Annotated in this window: 19 protein-coding genes; 14 read left to right on the top strand and 5 right to left on the bottom strand. The window is 64.1% G+C overall.

The window, feature by feature from the left end; all coding sequences use genetic code 11:
- Positions 1-9: 9 nt before the first annotated feature.
- The 4 genes from YH64_RS26030 (at position 10) to lpxC (ending at position 4,607) form a co-directional block, all read left to right on the top strand.
- Complete coding sequence (locus YH64_RS26030) at positions 10-834, top strand: cell division protein FtsQ/DivIB (protein ID WP_046804314.1); 825 nt, start codon at positions 10-12, stop codon at positions 832-834.
- Positions 835-838: 4 nt separating this feature from the next.
- Positions 839-2,065, top strand: a complete 1,227-nt coding sequence (gene ftsA / locus YH64_RS26025; RefSeq protein WP_006217473.1) for a cell division protein FtsA — start codon at positions 839-841, stop codon at positions 2,063-2,065.
- Between the two features lie 192 nt (positions 2,066-2,257).
- The gene (gene ftsZ / locus YH64_RS26020; RefSeq protein WP_046804312.1) at positions 2,258-3,442 is read left to right on the top strand and encodes a cell division protein FtsZ; all 1,185 of its coding nucleotides are present in this window, start codon (positions 2,258-2,260) and stop codon (positions 3,440-3,442) included.
- A 241-nt stretch (positions 3,443-3,683) separates the two neighbouring features.
- On the top strand, positions 3,684-4,607 hold the full coding sequence (gene lpxC, locus YH64_RS26015; RefSeq protein ID WP_046804311.1) for a UDP-3-O-acyl-N-acetylglucosamine deacetylase: 924 nt from the start codon (positions 3,684-3,686) through the stop codon (positions 4,605-4,607).
- Positions 4,608-4,811: 204 nt separating this feature from the next.
- Here lpxC and YH64_RS26010 read toward each other — a convergent pair whose 3' ends face one another.
- On the bottom strand, positions 4,812-5,219 hold the full coding sequence (locus YH64_RS26010) for a DciA family protein (protein WP_006217476.1): 408 nt from the start codon (positions 5,217-5,219) through the stop codon (positions 4,812-4,814).
- A gap of 127 nt (positions 5,220-5,346) precedes the next feature.
- Between YH64_RS26010 and YH64_RS26005 the strand changes: the two genes are divergently transcribed.
- From YH64_RS26005 to YH64_RS25965, 9 genes are all read left to right on the top strand, one after another.
- A complete protein-coding gene (locus YH64_RS26005; RefSeq protein ID WP_046804346.1) occupies positions 5,347-6,333 on the top strand; it encodes a M23 family metallopeptidase in 987 nt (328 codons plus the stop codon).
- Between the two features lie 175 nt (positions 6,334-6,508).
- Complete coding sequence (gene secA, locus YH64_RS26000) at positions 6,509-9,244, top strand: preprotein translocase subunit SecA (protein ID WP_046804309.1); 2,736 nt, start codon at positions 6,509-6,511, stop codon at positions 9,242-9,244.
- Positions 9,245-9,259: 15 nt separating this feature from the next.
- Positions 9,260-9,979, top strand: a complete 720-nt coding sequence (locus tag YH64_RS25995) for a VOC family protein (RefSeq protein WP_046804308.1) — start codon at positions 9,260-9,262, stop codon at positions 9,977-9,979.
- Positions 9,980-10,218: 239 nt separating this feature from the next.
- On the top strand, positions 10,219-10,971 hold the full coding sequence (locus tag YH64_RS25990) for a GntR family transcriptional regulator (protein WP_046804307.1): 753 nt from the start codon (positions 10,219-10,221) through the stop codon (positions 10,969-10,971).
- Positions 10,971-11,957, top strand: coding sequence for a tripartite tricarboxylate transporter substrate binding protein (locus tag YH64_RS25985; RefSeq protein ID WP_046804306.1), 987 nt, complete (start codon positions 10,971-10,973; stop codon positions 11,955-11,957). The genes YH64_RS25990 and YH64_RS25985 overlap by 1 nt, the downstream gene beginning before the upstream one ends.
- A gap of 59 nt (positions 11,958-12,016) precedes the next feature.
- A complete protein-coding gene (locus YH64_RS25980; RefSeq protein WP_046804305.1) occupies positions 12,017-13,711 on the top strand; it encodes a thiamine pyrophosphate-binding protein in 1,695 nt (564 codons plus the stop codon).
- A 140-nt stretch (positions 13,712-13,851) separates the two neighbouring features.
- Positions 13,852-14,634 carry an SDR family oxidoreductase gene (locus YH64_RS25975; protein WP_046804304.1) on the top strand — a complete coding sequence of 261 codons (783 nt, stop codon included), beginning with the start codon at positions 13,852-13,854 and terminating at the stop codon, positions 14,632-14,634.
- Between the two features lie 78 nt (positions 14,635-14,712).
- Positions 14,713-15,171, top strand: coding sequence for an Lrp/AsnC family transcriptional regulator (locus YH64_RS25970; RefSeq protein WP_046804345.1), 459 nt, complete (start codon positions 14,713-14,715; stop codon positions 15,169-15,171).
- 162 nt (positions 15,172-15,333) lie between these two features.
- On the top strand, positions 15,334-15,945 hold the full coding sequence (locus tag YH64_RS25965; RefSeq protein ID WP_046804303.1) for a gamma-glutamylcyclotransferase: 612 nt from the start codon (positions 15,334-15,336) through the stop codon (positions 15,943-15,945).
- Between the two features lie 16 nt (positions 15,946-15,961).
- Here the strand turns inward: YH64_RS25965 and pagP are convergent, their stop codons facing one another.
- The 4 genes from pagP to YH64_RS25945 all read right to left on the bottom strand — a co-directional run bounded on the left by pagP (position 15,962) and on the right by YH64_RS25945 (position 19,763).
- Positions 15,962-16,516 carry a lipid IV(A) palmitoyltransferase PagP gene (gene pagP, locus YH64_RS25960; protein ID WP_046804302.1) on the bottom strand — a complete coding sequence of 185 codons (555 nt, stop codon included), beginning with the start codon at positions 16,514-16,516 and terminating at the stop codon, positions 15,962-15,964.
- A 159-nt stretch (positions 16,517-16,675) separates the two neighbouring features.
- The gene (gene mgtE / locus YH64_RS25955) at positions 16,676-18,148 is read right to left on the bottom strand and encodes a magnesium transporter (protein ID WP_046804301.1); all 1,473 of its coding nucleotides are present in this window, start codon (positions 18,146-18,148) and stop codon (positions 16,676-16,678) included.
- Positions 18,149-18,158: 10 nt separating this feature from the next.
- Positions 18,159-18,569, bottom strand: a complete 411-nt coding sequence (locus tag YH64_RS25950) for an acyl-CoA thioesterase (RefSeq protein ID WP_046804300.1) — start codon at positions 18,567-18,569, stop codon at positions 18,159-18,161.
- A 105-nt stretch (positions 18,570-18,674) separates the two neighbouring features.
- Positions 18,675-19,763, bottom strand: a complete 1,089-nt coding sequence (locus tag YH64_RS25945; RefSeq protein WP_046804299.1) for a YeiH family protein — start codon at positions 19,761-19,763, stop codon at positions 18,675-18,677.
- A gap of 120 nt (positions 19,764-19,883) precedes the next feature.
- On the opposite strand from YH64_RS25945, the gene YH64_RS25940 reads away from it, so the two are divergent.
- Positions 19,884-20,512, top strand: a 629-nt coding sequence (locus YH64_RS25940; protein WP_143215547.1) for a LysR family transcriptional regulator, incomplete at its 3' end; no start/stop codon positions are given.

Genomic DNA, 20,512 nt, shown 5'->3' with positions numbered 1-20,512 from the left:
GGATAATCCGTGTGGAACGACGCTCGCACTACCAACCTGATCGCCAACACGCTAGCCGTGCTGGCGGTTTGCGCCATGCTGATCGCGGGCGTGGTCTGGGTAGCGCAACGCCCGTTCTTCACGCTGACGGCCATCGAGCTGGAATCGATGCCGGACACCGAATTGCACTACGTGTCGCCGCAAGCGGTGCGCTCGGCCATCGCGGGTCGCTTCAAGGGCAACTTCTTCACGGTGGACCTGGACGACGCGCGCGAGATCTTCGAATCGGTGCCGTGGGTACGCCATGCCACCGTGCGCCGCATCTGGCCCAACGTGCTGCGGGTGCGGATCGAGGAACAGCAGCCCTTGGCGCTGTGGAACGAAAACCAGATGATCAACACCTGGGGCGAAGCGTTCACGGCCAACACGGGCGAGGTGGACGACGAAACCGTGCTGCCGCAGTTCTCGGGCCCCGAGGGCACGGAATCGCTGGTGGTGCAGCGCTACGCCGAATTGGCGCGGTGGTTCGCGCCGCTGGACATGCATGTCAAACAGTTGGAGCTGAGCCCGCGCTATGCCTGGCGGGTGGTGCTGTCCAACGGCATGCTGCTGGACCTGGGCCGCGACCCGGGCGCCGACGCGCCGGACCCGCATGGCCTGCCCGGCGCCTTGCCGTTCGCGGCTCGTATTCAACGCTTTGTGCAGGCGTGGCCCGTCGTGTCGGGGCGCCTGGAAGGGCGCACCATCACGCAGGCCGACCTGCGCTATCCGAATGGTTTCGCCCTGGCGCTGGCTCCGTTGCCCGCGTCGGAAACCAAATCCAAATCCACACCGAAACCTCCCAAGAAACGCTAACGCCATGACCCGTGACATCAAGGACCTTATCGTCGCCCTCGATATCGGCACCAGCAAGGTGGTGGCTGTGGTGGCTGAAATTTTGCCCGAAGGGCGATTCGAAGTGCTCGGCCTTGGCCAGCACGAATCGCGCGGCATGCGCAAGGGCGTGGTCGTCAACATCGAGACCACTGTGAATTCCATTCAGCGCGCGCTTGAAGAAGCCGAGCTGATGGCAGATTGCAAGATTCGCGACGTCTACACCGGCATTGCCGGCAGCCATATCCGCAGCTTCAATTCCAGCGGCATGGTCGCTGTGAAGGACAAAGAAGTCACCGCCACCGACGTTGCCCGCGTCATCGAGACCGCCAAGGCGGTGAACATCCCTACCGACCAGCAAGTGCTGCATGTGCTGACCCAGGAGTTCATCGTTGACGGCCAGGAAGACATCCGCGAGCCCATCGGCATGAGCGGCCTGCGCCTGGAAGTGCGCGTGCACATCGTGACGGGCGCGGTCAGCGCCGCGCAGAACATCGTCAAGTGCGTGCGCCGCTGCGGCCTGGAAGTGCAGGACCTGATCCTGCAACCGCTGGCCTCGAGCCTGGCCGTGCTGACGGCCGACGAAAAAGAACTGGGCGTCGTGCTGGTGGACATCGGCGGTGGCACCACCGATGTCGCCATCTTTACCGGCGGCGCCATTCGCCACACCGCGGTGTTGCCGATTGCCGGCGACCAGATCACCAACGACATCGCGGCCATGCTGCGCACGCCGACGCCGGACGCCGAAGAGATCAAGCTGCGCTACGGCGTGGCCAAGCAGGTGCTGGCCAGCCCGGACGAATCCGTCGAAGTGCCCGGCCTGGGCGATCGCGGCCCGCGCCAGGTCAAGCGCCAGGCCTTGGGCGCCGTGATCGAGCCGCGCGTCGAAGAACTGTTCACGCTGGTGCAGCAGGTGGTGCGCGATTCCGGCTACGAAGATCTGCTGGCTTCGGGCGTTGTCCTGACCGGTGGGTCGGCGCAGTTGCCCGGCATGATCGAACTGGCCGAGGACGTGTTCCTCAAGCCGGTGCGTGTGGCGGTACCCGAATACGAAGGAAGCTTGGCCGACGTGATGCGCAACCCGCGCTTCTCGACGGTCATGGGTTTGTTGCAGGAAGCACGGATGCAGCGTGTGCGAGGTCGCAAGGTCGCCGCTCAGACAGGCAATTTCAAAAGCCTGCTAGCGCGCATGAAGGAATGGTTCATGAATTAAAGAGGAAGGGGCAGGTTGGGGCCTGCTCCTTGGAACGCGTCGCGGCAGTATCGCGGGGCGGACCAGAAAGGGGAGGCGTCTCAAACCCGTCGCGGACCATAGCAGTCGGCATCGGCTTTGAGGCGATTCACAAAATATAGGTTGTTGGGGAATTTTTGTGATTTGCAAAATCGGACTTGTGAGGGAGTCATCATGATGAACTTTGAGATGCTTGAGAACAACACCAAAGGGACCGTAATCAAGGTCGTTGGTGTGGGCGGTGCGGGCGGCAATGCCGTCGCGCACATGATTCGCAGCGGCGTGCACGGCGTGGATTTCATCTGCGCCAACACCGATGCGCAAGCGCTGGCGGCAACCAATGCCCCGGTGCAGATTCGCTTGGGCCGTACCGGCCTGGGCGCGGGCGCCAAGCCCGAGCAAGGACGTGCGTCGGCTGAAACCGCGCGCGAGGAGATCCGTGCTGCGCTGAACGGCGCTCACATGGTCTTCATCACCGCCGGCATGGGCGGTGGCACCGGCACCGGCGCGGGTCCGGTCGTGGCCGAAGTGGCAAAGGAACTGGGCATCCTGACCGTTGGCGTGGTCACCAAGCCTTTCACGTTTGAAGGCAACAAGCGCCTGAAGATGGCCGAGGACGGCATTGCCGAACTGGCTAAGCACGTGCATTCGCTCATCGTGGTCCTCAACGAGAACCTCTATGAACTGATGGACGAGGACGCGACGCAGGAAGACTGCTTCCGTTCGGCCGACGATATCCTGCACAACGCTTGCGCGGGCATCGCCGAAATCATCAACGTCGAAGGTAACGTCAACGTCGACTTCGAAGACGTCAAGACGATCATGGGTGAGCAGGGCCAGGCCATGATGGGCACGGCATCGGCATCGGGCGCGGACCGCGCACGTGTCGCCGCCGAGCACGCCATTGCATGCCCGTTGTTGGAAGGCGTGGACTTGAACGGCGCGCGTGGCGTGCTGGTCAACATCACCGCCAGCCGCTCGCTGAAGATGCGCGAAACGCGCGAAATCATGGAGACGATCCGCAGCTACGCTTCGGACGACGCGACCGTGATTTTCGGTACGGCCTACGACGAATCCATGGGTGAAAACCTGCGCGTGACCGTGGTTGCAACCGGCCTGGGCCGTGCGCAAGCGCGTCCGCAACTGGTGCAAAGCACGGCTGAAGTGCTGCGTACCGGTACCGACAACATGCCCATGGGCACGATGCCGGCTGGTCAAGGTGGCGATTACCGCAATCTGGATATGCCGTCTGTCATGCGCAACCCGCGCAGCCAGGCGTCGGCCCAGGTGCGTGCGTTGGAAAGCTCGGGCATGGATCATTTCGACATCCCGGCATTCCTGCGCAAGCAGGCGGATTGAACGAAAGAGCCGACTACAGGCTCTGAATCGCAACTCCCTCATCTCCGGCTCGCTTGTCCCCGCGGGCGAGCCGGAGGCGGAGCGGTCCGTGTTTCCCTTGCACGGTTCTATAAAGGGACGGAAGTATCGGTCGATCCGGGTTGCTTGATGGCGCCAAGGATCGGACAGCGTTACAATACGTCAGTTACGCCGGCAATCTGTACTCTTCGTGCCGGCTTCCTGGCTCTAATACCCAAGCATCATGTTCCGACAGCGCAGCATTCAGAATCTCGTCCGCACGACAGGCGTCGGCGTCCACTCCGGACGGCGGGTAGAGCTCACCCTGCGTCCGGCACAGCCCAATACGGGCATTGTTTTCCACCGTGTTGATTTGCCCGAAGTCGTGGACCTGCCTGCTCAGGCCACCGGCGTGGGCGACACGCGCATGGCGTCCGTCCTGCAACAGGGCAACGTCCGCGTATCCACGGTAGAGCACCTGATGTCGGCTTTGGCCGGCCTGGGTATCGACAACCTGCATATCGACCTCACTGCCGAAGAAGTCCCCATCATGGACGGCAGTGCGGCAACCTTTGTTTATCTGTTGCGCTCGGCGGGCATCGTCGAGCAGAACGCGCCCAAGCAGTTCATCCGCGTCAAAAAGACGGTGGAAGTGCGCGAAGGCGAAGGCCGCAACGAAAAATGGGCGCGGCTGGAACCGCACGAAGGCTACGCATTGGCCTTCTCGATCGACTTCCGCCACCCCGCCATTGATTCCACCGCCAATTTTGCCGAGATCGATTTCGCCACGCATTCGTACGTGCGTGAAATTGCCCGCGCGCGCACGTTCGGTTTCGTCAATGAAGTGGAAGCGCTGCGCTCGATGGGCCTGGCCCGTGGCGGCAGCCTGGACAACGCTATCGTCATGGACGAATACCGGGTGCTGAACAGCGACGGGCTGCGCTATGACGATGAATTCGTGAAGCACAAGATCCTGGACGCCATCGGCGACCTGTATCTGTTGGGCAAGCCCCTGGTGGCCCGCTACGTGGCGTGCAAGTCGGGCCACGGCCTGAACAATCAGTTGGCCCGTGCGCTGCTCGCGCAGCAAGATGCCTGGGAACTGATCACCTATGAATCGCAGGCTGAAGCGCCGCAAGCCTTCCGCCACGAATGGAAGCTGGCGTAACGCCGGGTTCCTGACGGGATGCGGGCGGGGGCGCGATGCCCCGATTTCGTCCGTTTACCGCCTTGTCCGACCAATGGGCGGGGCCGGTCATCATCCCCTGATGCAACAGTCGCCATCCGGCTGCAAACCATCGTCGTAGTCCGACAAGAACTTGGTTTCGCTTCGTTTCCATGCGCCGTGCGCGCCGGACAAAGCCGGATAGCTTCAGCTACTCTTGTGATGCCTCAAGAGCTTGGCAACCGCGTCGGCCAACGGGCCGGGGCGCAGTTTTTCGTGCAGCGTCTCGAACGCGCCCAAGGCGGTATTGCCCAGGGGTTGCGCCTCTTTGGGAGGGCGTGGCTGACGGGCGCCGGGCTTCGGTAACCCCGCTTGTACCTTGACGGCAATTTCGTTAAGGTTCCAGCCTTGATCGGCCAGGGCACGCGCCACGCGCGGCGCCAACTGACGCATCTTGGCTGCGTGCGCGGCACTGGGCACCACAAGATGCAGGCACTGGTTTTCCAGTTTGCCCACCTGGCAGACGGCACCTAGCGGGGCGGGCAGAACCGCCGCCACCGCATACTGAATTTGCAAGTGCTTGCGGGCAGTCGCCAACACTCCGGCGCCCCGCATGTCATGACCCAGCCATCCCAGAGCGGTATTTTCTTTCCGCCGGCTGGAACTGGAACGTTGACGGTATGAAGTGGGTCTATTCATCCCGGCTCTAGAGAATTAGGAAGCAATCTTGAAAATCGTGATTATGCACGCCCGCGACGGGCGGGACGGGCATTTCACCCTGGGTGGCGCGCGGCTGGCGTTGCTGCTTGGGGCCGCTCTGATGACAGCCGCCATATTCGGCGCCGCGCTACAGCGCTACCTTACTCCCATCCTGCCGGCGGTACACACCGTGGGCTGGCCGCTGGCACAACAGCCGGGTCGCGATACCGATTTCCTGCGTGGAAACATGAACCTGCTGGCCGCCAAGGTAGGCGCCCTGCAAGCCAAGCTGGTCAGCATCGACGGCTTGGGCCAGCGCGTGGCCAAGGTGGCCGGCGTGGCGTACACCGACCCGGAACTAGCCAAGCAACTGGCCGTGGCGCAGCCCGAAGCGCTGACCCAGCCGGAAGCGACCCAGGTCATGGATGACCTGTTCACTGACCACCCGCCGCCCAGCGCGGCGTCCGCCGAAGCGCTGGGCCGCCAGCTGGACGAAATCCAGGCGCGGCTGGCGCAGCAATCCGACAACCTGAAGCTGCTGGACGCGGCGCTGACCAAGCGGTCGGCCGACCAGGCCCGCATGCCCACGGCGATGCCCATCACCGATTATCCCTATCTGAGTTCCTCCTACGGCTGGCGCCGCAATCCGGTGACGGGTCGCACCGCCATGCACGAAGGCCTGGACTTCGCGGCGCCTTCGGGCACCCCGATCCTGGCCGCTTCCGGCGGCGTGGTGCTGGAAGCCAAGTTCCAGCCCGGCTTTGGCAATATGGTCGAAATCGACCATGGCGACGGCCTGATCACGCGCTACGCGCATGCGTCGTCGCTGATGGTCAAGCAGGGGCAACTGGTGGAACGCGGCCAGCAAGTGGCTCGCGTGGGCAGTTCCGGCCGTTCGACCGGCCCGCATCTGCACTTTGAGGTCCGCCTTGCCGGACAACCGCTGGACCCCCGTTTGTTCCTGGGATCGCAGCAGAACGCGCCGCCCGCCGTGGCCCAGGCCGCCGCGACTGAACCTGCGGCGCGCTGACCGGTCAAACCGGTCATCTTCAGCACTCTGGCCATAGGGCCAGGCTATTACGCGCCAGGTGCGTTAAACTGGTTCGTTTCCCAGCGGACCCCCGCTCAACCAATAAATCAAAGTCACGGGAGGCGCTGCTCTTGCCCTTTGCAGGCGCGGCGTGGCTCGTGCGGCCGACATACGCATGGTTTCTCTGCTCAAAAAACTCATAGGTAGCCGCAACGACCGGCTGCTTAAGCAGTATCGCAAGCTGGTAACCCAGATCAATGGGCTCGAGCCCAAGATTTCCGCGCTTTCCGATGCGGAGCTGGCGGCCAAAACTGACGAATTCCGATCCCGATACGCCCAAGGTACGTCGCTTGACGACCTGCTGCCCGAAGCTTTCGCCGTCGTGCGCGAAGCCGGCAAGCGCGTGTTCGGGATGCGCCATTTCGACTCTCAGTTGCTGGGCGGCATCGCGCTGCACAGCGGCAAGATTGCCGAAATGCGCACGGGGGAAGGCAAAACGCTGATGGCGACGTTGCCCGTTTACCTGAATGCATGCGCCGGCAAGGGCGTGCACGTGGTGACGGTGAACGACTATCTTGCCCGCCGTGACGCGGAATGGATGGGGCGCCTGTACCACTTCCTGGGCATGACCACGGGCGTGGTGGTGCCGCAGCAGCCTAACGAAGAGAAAAAGGCCGCCTACGCCGCCGACATCACTTACGGCACCAATAACGAATTCGGCTTCGACTACCTGCGCGACAACATGGAATACCGTGTTGAGGACCGCCGCCAGCGCGTGCTGTTCTACGCCATCGTCGACGAAGTGGACTCGATCCTGATCGACGAAGCCCGTACGCCGCTGATCATTTCGGGCCAGGCCGAGGATCACACCGAGCTCTACATCCGCATGAACGCGGTGCCGCCGCTGCTCAAGCGCATGGCCAGCGAGCCCAAGCCGCAAGAGCCGGAACCCGAAGGCGATTACTGGGTCGACGAAAAAAGCCAGCAGGTTTACCTGTCGGAAGCCGGCCACGAGAATGCCGAGGCCATTTTGGCCCGCCTGGGCATCCTGCCGGAAGGCGAATCGCTGTACGACCCGCGCCACATTGCCCTGATGCACCACCTGATGGTGGCCTTGCGCGCCAACAACCTGTTCTTCCGCGATCAGCAATACGTGGTGCAGGACGGCGAAGTGGTGATCGTCGACGAATTCACGGGCCGCCTGATGGTGGGCCGCCGTTGGTCCGATGGCCTGCACCAGGCCGTTGAAGCCAAGGAAGGCGTGAAGATCCAGCACGAGAACCAGACGCTGGCATCCATCACGTTCCAGAACTACTTCCGCATGTACGAAAAGCTGTCCGGCATGACCGGTACGGCCGATACGGAAGCGTACGAATTCCAGGAAATCTACGGGCTTGAAACGGTCATCATCCCGACCAACAAGCCGATGATCCGCAAGGACCAGAACGATCAGGTCTTCAAGACCGATCCGGAAAAGTACAACGCGATCCTCGAAGACATCCGCGACTGCCACGAGCGCGGCCAGCCCGTGCTGGTGGGCACGACCAGCATTGAAAACTCCGAGCTGCTGTCGGGCCTGCTGAAAAAGGCCAAGCTGCCGCACGAAGTGCTGAACGCCAAGCAGCACGCCCGCGAAGCCGAGATCGTTGCCGAAGCCGGCAAGCCGGGTCACATCACCATCGCCACCAACATGGCCGGTCGGGGTACCGACATCGTGCTGGGCGGCAGTGTGGACAAGCAGGTCGACCTGATCCGCGCCGACGAATCGCTGTCGGAAGCCGAAAAGAATGCGCGCATCGAGAAGATCCGCGCTGAATGGAAGCCGCTGAACGAGCAGGTCAAGGCCGCTGGCGGCCTGCGCATCATCGGCACCGAGCGCCACGAATCGCGCCGTATCGACAACCAGCTGCGTGGCCGCGCCGGCCGCCAGGGTGACCCGGGTTCGTCCCGTTTCTACCTGTCGCTGGAAGACTCGCTGATGCGCATCTTCGCGGGCGACCGCGTGCGCGCCATCATGGAACGCCTGAAGCTGCCCGAGGGCGAGCCCATCGAGGCGGGCATGGTGACGCGTTCGATCGAAACCGCGCAGCGCAAGGTGGAAGGCCGCAACTTCGACATCCGCAAGCAATTGCTGGAATACGACGACGTTGCCAACGACCAGCGCAAGGTGCTGTATTCGCAGCGTAACGACGTGCTGGAAGCCGCCAGCGTCAGCGCCACGGTGAACAACCTGCGCGATGCCGCCGTGGTCGAACTGTTCAACACGTACGTGCCGCCGGAATCGGTCGAAGACCAATGGGATGTCCCCGGCCTGCAAAAGGCGCTGGAAGCCGACTGGCACTTGCACCTTCCGCTGACGGAAATGCTGGAGAAGGAATCCAACCTGACCGACGAAGACCTGCGCGAACGCGTGGTGGCCGCGGCGCGCGATGCGTACCAGGCCAAGGTTGACCAGGTGGGCGTTGAATCGTGGTCGCAGTTTGAACGTTCGATCATGCTGCAATCGATCGACACGCACTGGCGCGAACACTTGTCGTCGCTGGACTACCTGCGCCAGGGCATCCATCTGCGCGGTTACGCGCAGAAGAACCCCAAGCAGGAATACAAGCGCGAAGCCTTCGAACTGTTCTCGGGCATGCTGGATCGCATTCGCGACGACGTCGTGCGCGTGTTGATGACGGTGCGCGTGCAGTCGTCCGAGCAGGTCGAGCAAGCCGAAGCGGAAGCGGCGCAATCGCACGTGCAAAACGTGCAATACCACCACTCCGACTACGACGAGGCACTGGCCCAGACGGAATCGGACGACAGCGCGCAGCCCGTGCGCAACGCGCTGCCCAAGGTCGGCCGCAACGACCCGTGCCCGTGCGGCAGCGGCAAGAAGTACAAGCAGTGCCACGGCAAGCTGGTCTGATCAGGGGATAACGCCATGCTGCATTCTGTTGGCCGCACCGAATTCGACCACGCCGTCGTGATGGTGCGCGACCGGCTGGATGCGCTGGCGCCGCACTTTGAACGCCAGGGCTTTCACCTGAGCGACAAGGCGGTGCATAACCTGGGGTCCTGCAATCGGCTGATCGTGCTGGAAGGCACGTATGTGGAATTGCTGGGATGGCCGCCGGGGGCGCCGCCCGCCCGCAAGGAAATCGCGGATTCGCCGTTCGGGCTGGAAGCACTGGTGTTTCGCACCTATGACGCCGACGCCACCTACGAACGGCTCAAGGCCGCCGGGTTCGCCGTGAACCCTGTGCAAGAACTGACCCGCCCGGCGATGCTGGACGGCCAGGAAGTGCAGGCCAAGTTCCATACCGTGCGTTTTGCCGAGCAGCCCTTGCCCGGCATCCGCATGTATTTCTGCCGACACCTGACGCCGGAATGCGTGTGGTCGCCGGCATTGATGGCGCATCCTAATGGCGCGCGCAGCCTGATTCGCATCGACGCGCGCGCGGCGGATGCGCAAGCGGTGGCCGAGCGCCTGGCGCGGGTGGCGGACGTATCCGCCGAAGCTGCTTCGGGCGGCTGGGACGTACCGCTGGCCAATCTGCGCATTCACGTTCAGCAAGACGCGGCAGCGGTAACGCCCGTGTTGTCCACGCTGACGCTGGAAAACCGCGACGGCGCCCACTACACGCTCGATACCGGCCTGTAGCTTGCCAACGGGCGTGTCGGTCGCGCCGCGCCCGTTTTCTGACTTCCACACTTGTGATCCCCGGCTGCATTTTTCGCAGCCGTGTCGCGTTGCGTCCCTTTTTGGTCTCGCGGCGCCCGGACCCGCCTCTTGCGGGCAAACCCTGCTTGCAAGGCAAAGTGTATGCACTTTAGTATGCACTTCATCCCGCCGCATTTCCCCACCCCGATCTCCTCTATTTGCCAGCCGGATTCCGCTCCATGACGCAGTCGCCCACCGTCCATCGTCCCGCTGCCCGCACCTCCGCGGGCCAGGCCGAGCTGTACGGCGCGGTCAAGGCGATGGCGGTGCGCTTTGATTTCAAGCCCGGCGAACGCATCAACGAAGTTGAGCTGGCGCGCCGTTTGAACGTCAGCCGTACGCCGCTGCGGGAGGTGCTGAACCAGTTGATGGTTGAAGGCTTTCTGACCCGCTCGGTCAACCGCGGATTTATCGCTCGCTTGCTGGACGCCAAGCAGATTCACAGCCTGTACGAATACCGCGCGGTGCTGGAAGCGGGCATCGTGCGCGCCGCGTGCGAGCGTGCCAGCGACGAAGAACTGGCCCAGTTGCGGGCATTCGTCGATCGGTCGCGCGATGTGCCGGAAGACAGCGACGCCACCCGCTTGCTGGAACTGGACGAAGCGTTTCACCTGCATCTGGCGGGGCTGTCGCGCAATGAAGAATTCGTGCGGGCCCTGGAAAGCGTCAACGCCCGGATTCACTTCGTGCGCTGGATCGATATGCAGCAGGGCCGGCGCAGCCACACGCAGGGCGAACACCTGCGCATCGTGCAGGCGCTGGAACAGCGCGACATGGATGCGCTGCCCGCGCTGATGGGCGCGCATATCGGGCGCCGCCTGGATCAGATTACCGACGTGATACGCACAGGCTTTTCTACGATTTACATGCGGGACCAGGCCGAACCCGCCACGGTAGCGCCGGCCAACACCACAACAGCAGGGGAAAAATAATGAATCACACAATGAAGCGGATCCTGGCGGGCTTATGCACGCTGGCTGCCGCCGGGGGCGCCATGGTGGCCGCACCCGTCGCCGCCGAAGAACGGCCGTTGATCCTGGTGGTGCCGTACCCGCCGGGCGGCAGCACCGACATCCTGGCGCGCATCTTGCAGCCGCGTCTGTCCCAGCAACTGGGTGGGCGCGCGGTCGTGGTTGAAAACCGCCCCGGCGCGGCCAGCCAGATCGCCACCGCTTTCGTGGCGCGCGCCGAACCCGATGGCAATACGTTGCTGGTCAGCTTCGACAATCACGGCATCAACCCGGCCGTAAAGCCCAAGCTGCCCTACGACACCTTCAAGGACTTTGTTGCCATCTCGCAGACCGTGCGTTTTCCGCTGGTCATCGGCGCCAATCCCAATGTGCCCGGCAATAACCTGAAAGAGTTCCTGGCCGCAGCGGCGAAGGAATCGCCCAACAAATTCAACTACGCGTCCACCGGCGTGGGTTCGCTGAACCATCTGGCGCCCGAAGAACTCAAGCGCCTGTCGAAGGTTGAACTGCTGCATGTGCCGTATGGCGGCGGCGGCCCGGCCATCCAGGCCGTGGTGGGCGGGCAGGCCAATATGACGTGGCTGAGCTTTGCGGCGCTGCGCGGGCAGATCCAGGGCGGCAAGATCAAGCCCCTGGCCGTGGCCGGCGAAAAGCGCCTGCCTGAATTGCCCAACGTGCCGACGGTGATCGAATCGGGCTTTCCGGGCTTTGTCGCGTATTCCTGGAGCGGCATGTTCGCCCCGAAGGGCACGCCCGACGCGACCGTGAAAAAGCTGACGGCCGACTTCAAGGCGGTGCTGGCTGACCCGGACATCAAGAAGAAGGTAACGGAAGCGGGCTTCGAAATCGTGGCGTCGAACGGCCCCGAACTGGACGCCTACGTGAAGTCGGAATACGACCGCTGGAGCGCCTTCATCAAGAGCAGCAACATCAATCTGGATAACTGAGCGACGGTAAACCGGGCGGCGCGCCGCCCGGTCCCGTCCGCGATACTCGTGGAGATGACATGGAAAATTTGACCGGCGCCGAAGCCATGGTGCGGATGCTGCAACACAACGGCGTCAAACATATTTTTGGCCTGTGCGGCGACACCAGCCTGCCGTTCTACGACGCGCTGTACCGCCTGGATCACGGCATGCAGCACATCCTGACGCGCGACGAACGTAGCGCGGGCTACATGGCCGACGCCTATGCGCGCGTGACCGGCAAGGTCGGCGTGTGTGAAGGCCCCAGCGGTGGCGGCGCCACCTACCTCTTGCCCGGTTTGGTCGAAGCCAATGAATCGTCGATTCCGGTGTTGGGCATTACGTCCGACGTCGCCGTGGGTTCGCGTGGCAAGTATCCGTTGACGGAACTTGACCAGGAAGCGCTGTACCGCCCGCTGACAAAGTGGAACCGCACGATCGACCGCGCCGACCAGATCCCCGGCATGGTGCGCGCGGCGTTCCGCGCCATGACGACCGGCAAGCCCGGCGCGGCGCACCTGTGCTTTCCGTATGACGTGATGAAGCAGCAAGTGGACGCTTCCGACATCTGGGCGCAGCCCGAACACGGCCGCTTCCCCGCCATGCGCGTGGCGCCGGACCCCGCGGACGTGGCGCGTGCCGCGCAGCGCCTGGTGGGCGCGCGGTCGCCCGTCATCATCTGCGGTGGCGGTGTGGTCATCGCCGGCGCCAGCGGCGCGTTGCAGGAATTGGCCGAAGCGCTGAAGGCCGCCGTGTGCGTGACCGTGAGCGGGCAGGGCAGCCTGGCCGACACGCATCCCCTGAACGCGGGCGTGGTCGGCTCCAACGGCGGCGTGATGGCCACGCGCGACGTGGTCGCCGCAGCCGACGTGGTGCTGTTCGTGGGCTGCCGGGCCGGGTCCACGTCCACGGAACACTGGCGCTTCCCGAACCGCGACGTGCCGATCCTGCACATCGACGTCGATCCGATGGTGATCGGCGCCAACTACCTGACCGAAGTGGGCCTGGTGGGCGACGCCAAGCTGGCGTTGGAGGCCCTGGGCGCCGAAGTAGAGGCGCGTCTGGCGCACCGCAATTCGGACGCCGTGGATGGCGCTGTGCTGGCCGGCCGCGCCAAGGCCGCGCGTCGCGCGCAGTTGGAGCCGTTGGCCAACAGCCTCGAGGCCCCGATTCGTCCCGAGCGCGTCGTGCAATCGCTGAACCGGCTGCTGCCCGACGATGCCGTGGTGTGCGCGGACCCGGGCACGCCGTGCCCGTACTTTTCGGCGTACTACGACGTGTCGCGCCCCGGCCGGCATTTCATTACCAACCGCGCACATGGCGCGCTGGGCTTCTCGATGTCGGCCGCGCTGGGTGCGTGGGTGGGCCGCCCGCAGTCCAAATGCGTATCGGTCATGGGCGACGGCAGCTTCGGCTTTACCGTTGGCGAACTGGAAACCATCGTCCGCCACAAGGCGCCGTTGCTGATGATCGTGTTTTCCAATTCCGTCTACGGCTGGATCAAGGCCAGCCAGAAGGCCGGCTACGACGAGCGCTACTACAGCGTGGACTTCAACCGCACCGACCATGCCCGCATTGCCGAAGCCTATGGCGTGAAGGCATGGCGCGTGGAAGATCCCGCCAAGCTGGACGCCGCCATCAAGGCCGCCATGGAACATGACGGCCCGGCGCTGATCGACGTGGTGGCGCAGCCCTTGCAGGACGCGGCCGCGCCGGTCAGCCAGTGGATGGGCTGATTCGCGCCTGATCGCGCAGCGGTACCCAGGGCCCTTCGGGGCCCTTTTTTTTGCCTGCGCGCACTGCCGCTGGTCCTATACTGATCCGGTTTGGCGCGGCGACGCCGCGCGGTCTGCAACACATCAACGGGGAATCGGGCATGGATCTGGGGATCAGTGGCAAGACGGCTTTGGTGTTTGGTGGCAGCCGCGGCATGGGGCGCGCGTGCGCCTTGCAGCTGGCGCGCGAGGGCGTGGCGGTGACTATCGCGGCACGCAACCCGCAGACGCTAGAGCAGGCAGCCGCCGAGATCTCGAAGGAAACCGGCATCGGCGTGGGCTGGGTGTCGGCCGACTTGACCCAGGCAACTGGCCGCGATGCGGCGCTGGCGGCGTGCCCGCATCCGGACATCCTCGTCAATAACGCCGACGGCCCGCTGCCCGGCGATTTTCGTGATTGGTCCCGGGACGATTGGATCGCGGCGCTGGACGCCATGATGCTGGGCCCCATCGACATGATCCGGCGCGTGGTGGACGGCATGGTCGAGCGCCGTTTTGGCCGCATCGTCAATATCGTGTCGCGCAGCGTCAAGGCGCCGCATGCGGAACTTGGCCTGTCCAACGGCGCGCGTTCGGGGCTGATCGGTTTCGTGGGTGGCCTGGCGCGCCAGACCGTGCGGCACAACGTCACCATCAACAACCTGCTGCCAGGCGCCTTCGCCACGGATGCACAGATTCGCCACATCCAGGGCATGCTGGACGAGGCTGGCGGCAAGACGTTCGAGCAACTGTGGGACGAACGCGCGCGCAGCAACCCGGCAGGGCGTTACGGGCAGCCCGAGGAAGTGGGCGCGCTGTGCGCGTATCTGTGCTCGGCGCAGGCCGGCTATATGACCGCACAAAGCGTGCTGATCGATGGCGGCGGCTACCCCGGCACGTACTAGGCGCAAGCGGGGTCTCGCGCTGGACGCGCGCGGGACTAACAGGCAAGATTGGCACCCATGCCGTTCGAGAAAAAGCCCATGGACCAGACCGACATCAAGATATTGGGGTTGCTGCAAAAGGACGCCACGTGCTCGGTCGCGGAAATCGCCGAACAGGTGAATCTGTCGGTCACACCATGCTGGCGGCGAATTCAGAAGCTCAAGGACGACGGGGTCATTGCGCGCAACGCCATCTTGCTGGACCCGCGCGCGCTGGGGTTGAACCTGACCGTTTTTGTCTCGATCAAGACCAGCCAGCACAACGAAAAATGGACGCAAAGCCTGATCAACGCAGTCATGGCGTTGCCCAATGTCGTTGAATTTCACCGCATGGCGGGCGACATCGACTACCTGCTCAAGGTTGTGGTCGAGGACATGGCGGCGTATGACCGCTTCTACCGCCGGCTGATCGGCGCCGTGGACTTGCTGGACGTCAGCGCCAGCTTCTCGATGGAAATCATCAAAAGCACCACCGAATTACCGCTGGACGCGGTGTAGCGACGCGTCGCGCAAATTTTTTTCATTGCGGGCAGTCGAGGCGGATGCAAATTTCTTTCGGCGCGTTGCAAAACGCCTATCTCGCAATTCTTTTGCGCGGCCGTCGGCGTAGGATATCGCTCATTCCCTGCTGGGGAATGAATCGGGATATCAGAGGACCCTATGTCGTTCGCAGTACCCGCCGGCTGTGCCGGTCTGGAAAAAACGCGGCAAGCGCTATCGGTGGACGACCTGTTGGCCGGCTGGAACGGCGTCGACGACTTGTGGGTGTTCGCCTACGGTTCCCTGATCTGGCATCCCGGCTTTGCGTGGCGCGAACGCCGCCTGGCAACCGTGCGCGGCTATCACCGGTCCTTGTGCCTGTGGTCGCGCGATCATCGTGGTTCTCCTGACAACCCGGGGCTGGTGTTCGGCTTGAACCGGGGCGGTTGCTGCCGGGGCGTGGCGTATCAAATCGCCGCCGCCGATGTGCCCGACGTGTTCCAGGCGCTGTGGCGCCGCGAGATGGTGACGGGCGCCTATACGCCCCGCTGGCTGACTTGCCACACCGAATCCGCGCCGGTGCGCGGGCTGGTATTCCTGCTGAATCGCGCCTGCGACGAATATGCCGCCGATCTTTGCGACGATCGCCTGATCGCGTCCGTGCGCAGTGCCGTGGGGCACTCGGGGCCTTGCCTGGATTACGTGGTGGAAACCGAACGCGCGTTGCGCGCCCACGGGATCGACGACTGGCGGCTGGGCGATCTGGTGCGCAGGCTGGGCCAGGCGTTTTAAGCTTGCGCGTGGCGCCCTAGAAGTGCCAGCGTCCGAACATATACAGCACGTTGCCCGCGCCGGACGCGCCGGGGATATAGGTCGCGTAGAACATCGCGTCTTTGTAGCCCGCGCCCACCAGCGGCAGGATGCCCGGAAACGGCACGTAGCCCATGATGTCGTGCCGCGCGGTCAGGAAGACGGTATAGCCCGCGCCCAACCGGAAGTTCTCGCTGACCTGTCCAATTTTCAGGAAGCCATAGCCGGCGATGGGCTCGACCTTGCTGTGCGAATCCAGAAACGCCATGGCGTACAGGCCCTGCCAGTCGCCGTCTTCGTCGTAGATGCTGCGGCCATAGCCGCCGCCCCATGCCAGCTCGTTGAAGCTGTCGATTTTTTCTTTGCTGTACGTGGCGCGGTTGTGCCAGGCGTAGCCGGAAACGTAGAGGTCGTGGCCGCCTTCGGTCCAGATCTGGTCCAGGCGATTGCAAGCGGATTGCGCCCACGAGGGCAGGCCTTCACAGGCCTGCGCGGCGGCGGTGAAAGTCGAGAGCAGCAGACAGAGAATCGCTGCCCGAAATTTGGCGTTCATTGCGGGTAAATAGGGGTAAAGATGACAATTCGATGACTGTACATGTAGTCATCGCTGCATCCCTGTCAGATGGCTGTCATGCATCGGCGTGCGTAGCCACCGCCCCAGGAAGGGGGCGGCACACCAGCGCAAAAACAAGAATTTTCTGTGGTGGCCGAGCTACAGCAAGAAGATCGTGGCCAAGCCCAGAAAGATGAAGAAGCCCAATGAATCGGTGGCGAACGTCAGCAGCACCGACGACCCCATTGCAGGGTCCTTGCCGAACCGCGCGCGCACCATCGGCACCAGCACGCCCACCGATGCACCGACCAGCATGTTGCAGATCATCGCCGCCATCATCACCAGCGCGATCGACAGCGAATGCGAGATGACCCAGGCGAACAGCGCCGCCACCAGGCTGCCGCACAGGCCGACCAGCAACGTCACGAAAAGCTCACGCTTGACCAGCTGCCACAGGTTGCGCCCGGTGATCCGGCCCATGGCCAGCGCCCGGATGATCAGCGTCATGGTCTGGTTGCCGGAGTTGCCGCCGATACCCGCAACGATCGACATCAGAAACGCCAGGATCACGATCTGGCTGACCGTGCCTTCGAATTGGGATGCCACGAAAGACGCCGTGGCGGCGGTACAGAGGTTGAACAGCAGCCAGGGCGCGCGGTTGCGCAGCGCGGTGGTGACGGGCGCGAAGATGTCTTCTTCTTGCAGACCGGCACGCGACAGCGCTTGTTCTTGCGAGTCTTCACGCATCACGTCCACGACGTCCGCAATGGTGACGCGGCCGATCAGGCGGCCCTGGTCGTCCATTACCGGCGCGGACACCAGGTCGTAGCGTTCGAACGCGCCGGCGGCGTCGGCGTCGGAATCCAGCGGGTTCAGCGCCAGAAAGTCCGAGTTCATGACGGCGCGCACTTCCGTCTCGGGTTCGCTGACCAACAGGCGCGACAAGGGCAGAATGCCTTGCAGCTTGTCCTGGCGGTCCACGACGAAGATCTGGTCGGTGTGATCGGGTAGCTCGTGCAGGCGGCGCAGGTAGCGCAGCACCACTTCCAGCGTAACGTCCTCGCGCACACGGACCATTTCGAAGTCCATGATCGCGCCCACGCTGTCTTCCGGATAGCCCATGGCTTCCAGCAGCTGCGCACGTTCTTCTTCGGTCAGGCCCTTTTGCACTTCGGCCACCACGTCGGGCGGCAGGTCGGGCGCCAGGTCCGCCAACTCGTCGGCGTCCATGTTGCCGGTGGCGGCAACCAGGTCCTGGCGGTCCATCGCTTCGATCAGCGATTCGCGCACCCAGTCTTCGACTTCCAGCAGCACGTCGGCGTCGTGCTCGGGGCTGACCAGCTTCCAGATGGCCTGGCGTTCGTCCTTGGGCAGCGATTCCAGGATGAAGGCGATGTCGGCCGGGTGCAGGCCGTCAAGCAGCGTCTTGAGTTCGGCTTCGTGCTGGCGGTGGACCAGGTCTTCGACCAGCGGCGCCTTGGCATCGCCTTCTTCCTGGCGATGCACCAGGTCGGCCACCAACTGCTGGCGGCGCAGGCGTTCCTGCACTTCGGCCAGGGCGGTCTGGGCGTCTTCCGGGTCGAGGCGGCGGGGCGTCGCGGGCGGTTTCTGCGCGGCGGCGGACTGCGTCATGCGTTACGGCTCAAAGAGAAGGTAGGGGGCGGCTGCGCCGCGCTTCGTCGGTGGCGACGTAGGTCAGCGTGGCCTCGGTGACCTTGACGACTTCAGCGTCCAGGCGTTGGCGCTGCGCGTAGACCTCGACGGACACGGTGACCGAAGTGGTGCCGGTCTTGACGATGGCCGCGTAAAAGCTGAGCAGGTCGCCCACGAAGACGGGCTCTTTGAACTGGAAGGCGTTGACCGCCACGGTGGCGACCCGGCCGGCGGCGCGGCGCGCGGCGGGAATCGAGCCGGCGATGTCCACCTGGGCCATGATCCATCCGCCAAAAACGTCCCCGTGGATATTTGCGTCGGCCGGCATCGGCATGACGCGCAATACCGCGTCGCGATTGGCGGGCAAAGTCGTAAACGGGGTTTTCGGGCTGGAGGTCATGCGGCCGACTCCAATGCATGGGAACCAGCCGATTATGCAGGAAAAACGAGACAGCGGCGTGCGCGGCGCAGGCCGTCGCGGCGCTTTGCCGCGACGGCCTGAAAATCAGGTCGCCAACTTCACGATGCCGTAGCCGCCAACCAACAGCCAGGCATACAGAATGAGGCCCAGGGCCATCACGCGGGGGCCCGCCTTCTTGATCTGGGCAAAGCGCGTTTCGATGCCCAGGGCGGTCATGGCCATGGTCAGCGCAAAGATGTCCAGGCGGCGGATGGCGGCGATGGCGTCGGCGGGGATGATGTTCAGCGAATTGATGATGGCCAGCACCAGGAAGCCGACGGCGAACCACGGAATGGGCAGCTTGCCGCCCTTGGCCTGGCCGCCCGACTGGCTGGCCGCGCTGCGCAGATACATGCCCAACACCAGCAGCACCGGCACCAGCAGCGCCACGCGGGTCATCTTGACGATGGTGGCGACTTCGGTGGTGGCCGGGTCGATATTGCTGGCCGCGCCCACCACTTGCGCCACTTCGTGGATGGTGCCCCCGATATAGATGCCCAGCGCCTGCGTGTCCAGGCCGAGCCAGCCCGCGTGATAAAGAATCGGATACAGGAACATGGAGAGCGTGCCGAAAAGCACGACCGTGGCCACGGCGACCGCGCTTTTGTGGGGCGCCGCCCGCAGCGTGGGTTCGAACGCCAGCACCGCCGCCGCGCCGCAAATGGCGCTGCCGGCGGCGGTCAGCATGGCGGTGTCGCGGTCCAGGCCCAGCAGGCGTTGCCCCACGACCGTGCCAATTACCAACGTGCCCAGAACTACCGCGACCGACACGGCCAGGCCGGGCAGGCCCACGGCGGCGATCTGCTGGATGCTGATGTTCAGGCCGTAGAACGCCACGGCGATGCGCAACAGGCGGCGCGCCGTGAAGTTCACGCCCACGCCCCAGTCCGCCGGCATGGTGCCGCGCAGGAAATTGCCATACAGCATGCCGCAGACGATGCCCACGACCAGCGGCGAAAAACCCAGCTGGCGAATGGCGGGCAAGTCCGCCAGTTGCATCACGGCAGCCGCCATCAGGCCGACGAACAACACGCCGTTGAGCTTATCGCGCCAGGGTGTGGCGGTGGCCGGGGCGGCTGCGGCGGGTGCCGCCGAGGCGGGCAGGGGAACGGCGGTGCTGGAAGAGGTGCTCATGACGGGCCTTTGCGGCATATCTAAATAACTAGACGAAATATTAAGTCGCGGGTCGTTATTTGAAAAATCTTCAATTCGGATATGTAATATCGGAAATACTGATAATAAGCACCGCAATCCATGACCCCTGACCAGCTCCTCACATTCGCCTGCGTGGCCGATACCGGCAACATCAGCCGCGCGGCGCAGGTGCTGAATTTGTCTCAGCCGGCCGTATCCGGGCAGTTGCGTGCGCTACAAGATTGGTTTGGCGAACCGCTGTACCGGCGCAGCGGCCATGGCATTGCGCTGACCGAGGCCGGCGAGCGTCTGGCCGAACAGGCACGGCAGCTGCGGCAGGTGTACCGGCAGGCGCAGGCCGTGCGCGAATCGTGGCGCGGGCTGGAAACGGGTGCGTTGCGGCTGGGCGCCAGCACCACGCCCGCCAGCTATCTGCTGCCCCGGCTGGTGGCCGACTTCCGTTCCGCCTTTCCGGCGGTCAGCCTGCATCTGTCAGATGGCAATACCCGCGAAATTGTCGAGCGCTTGCCCGCGCTGGACCTGGCTTTTATTGAAGGGGATGTGCCCTCGGGGCTGCCCGCCGACACGGCCGTACATGCGTGGCGCCAGGACGAAGTGGTGGCGATCGTGCGCGCCGACCACGCGCTGGCGTCCAAGGGCGCGGTGACCTTGCGTGATCTGGCGGCGTCTGCCCTGGTCATGCGCGAGCCCGGGTCGGGCGTGCGTCGGCTGGTCGAGCGCGCCTTTGC

Origin of the sequence: Achromobacter sp. LC458 (genome assembly GCF_001005835.2) — a bacterium.
Classification (GTDB): Bacteria; Pseudomonadota; Gammaproteobacteria; order Burkholderiales; family Burkholderiaceae_B; genus Achromobacter; species Achromobacter spanius_B.
Note: the sequence above shows the minus strand (reverse complement) of the source record. Positions and strands in the feature narration are given on the sequence as shown.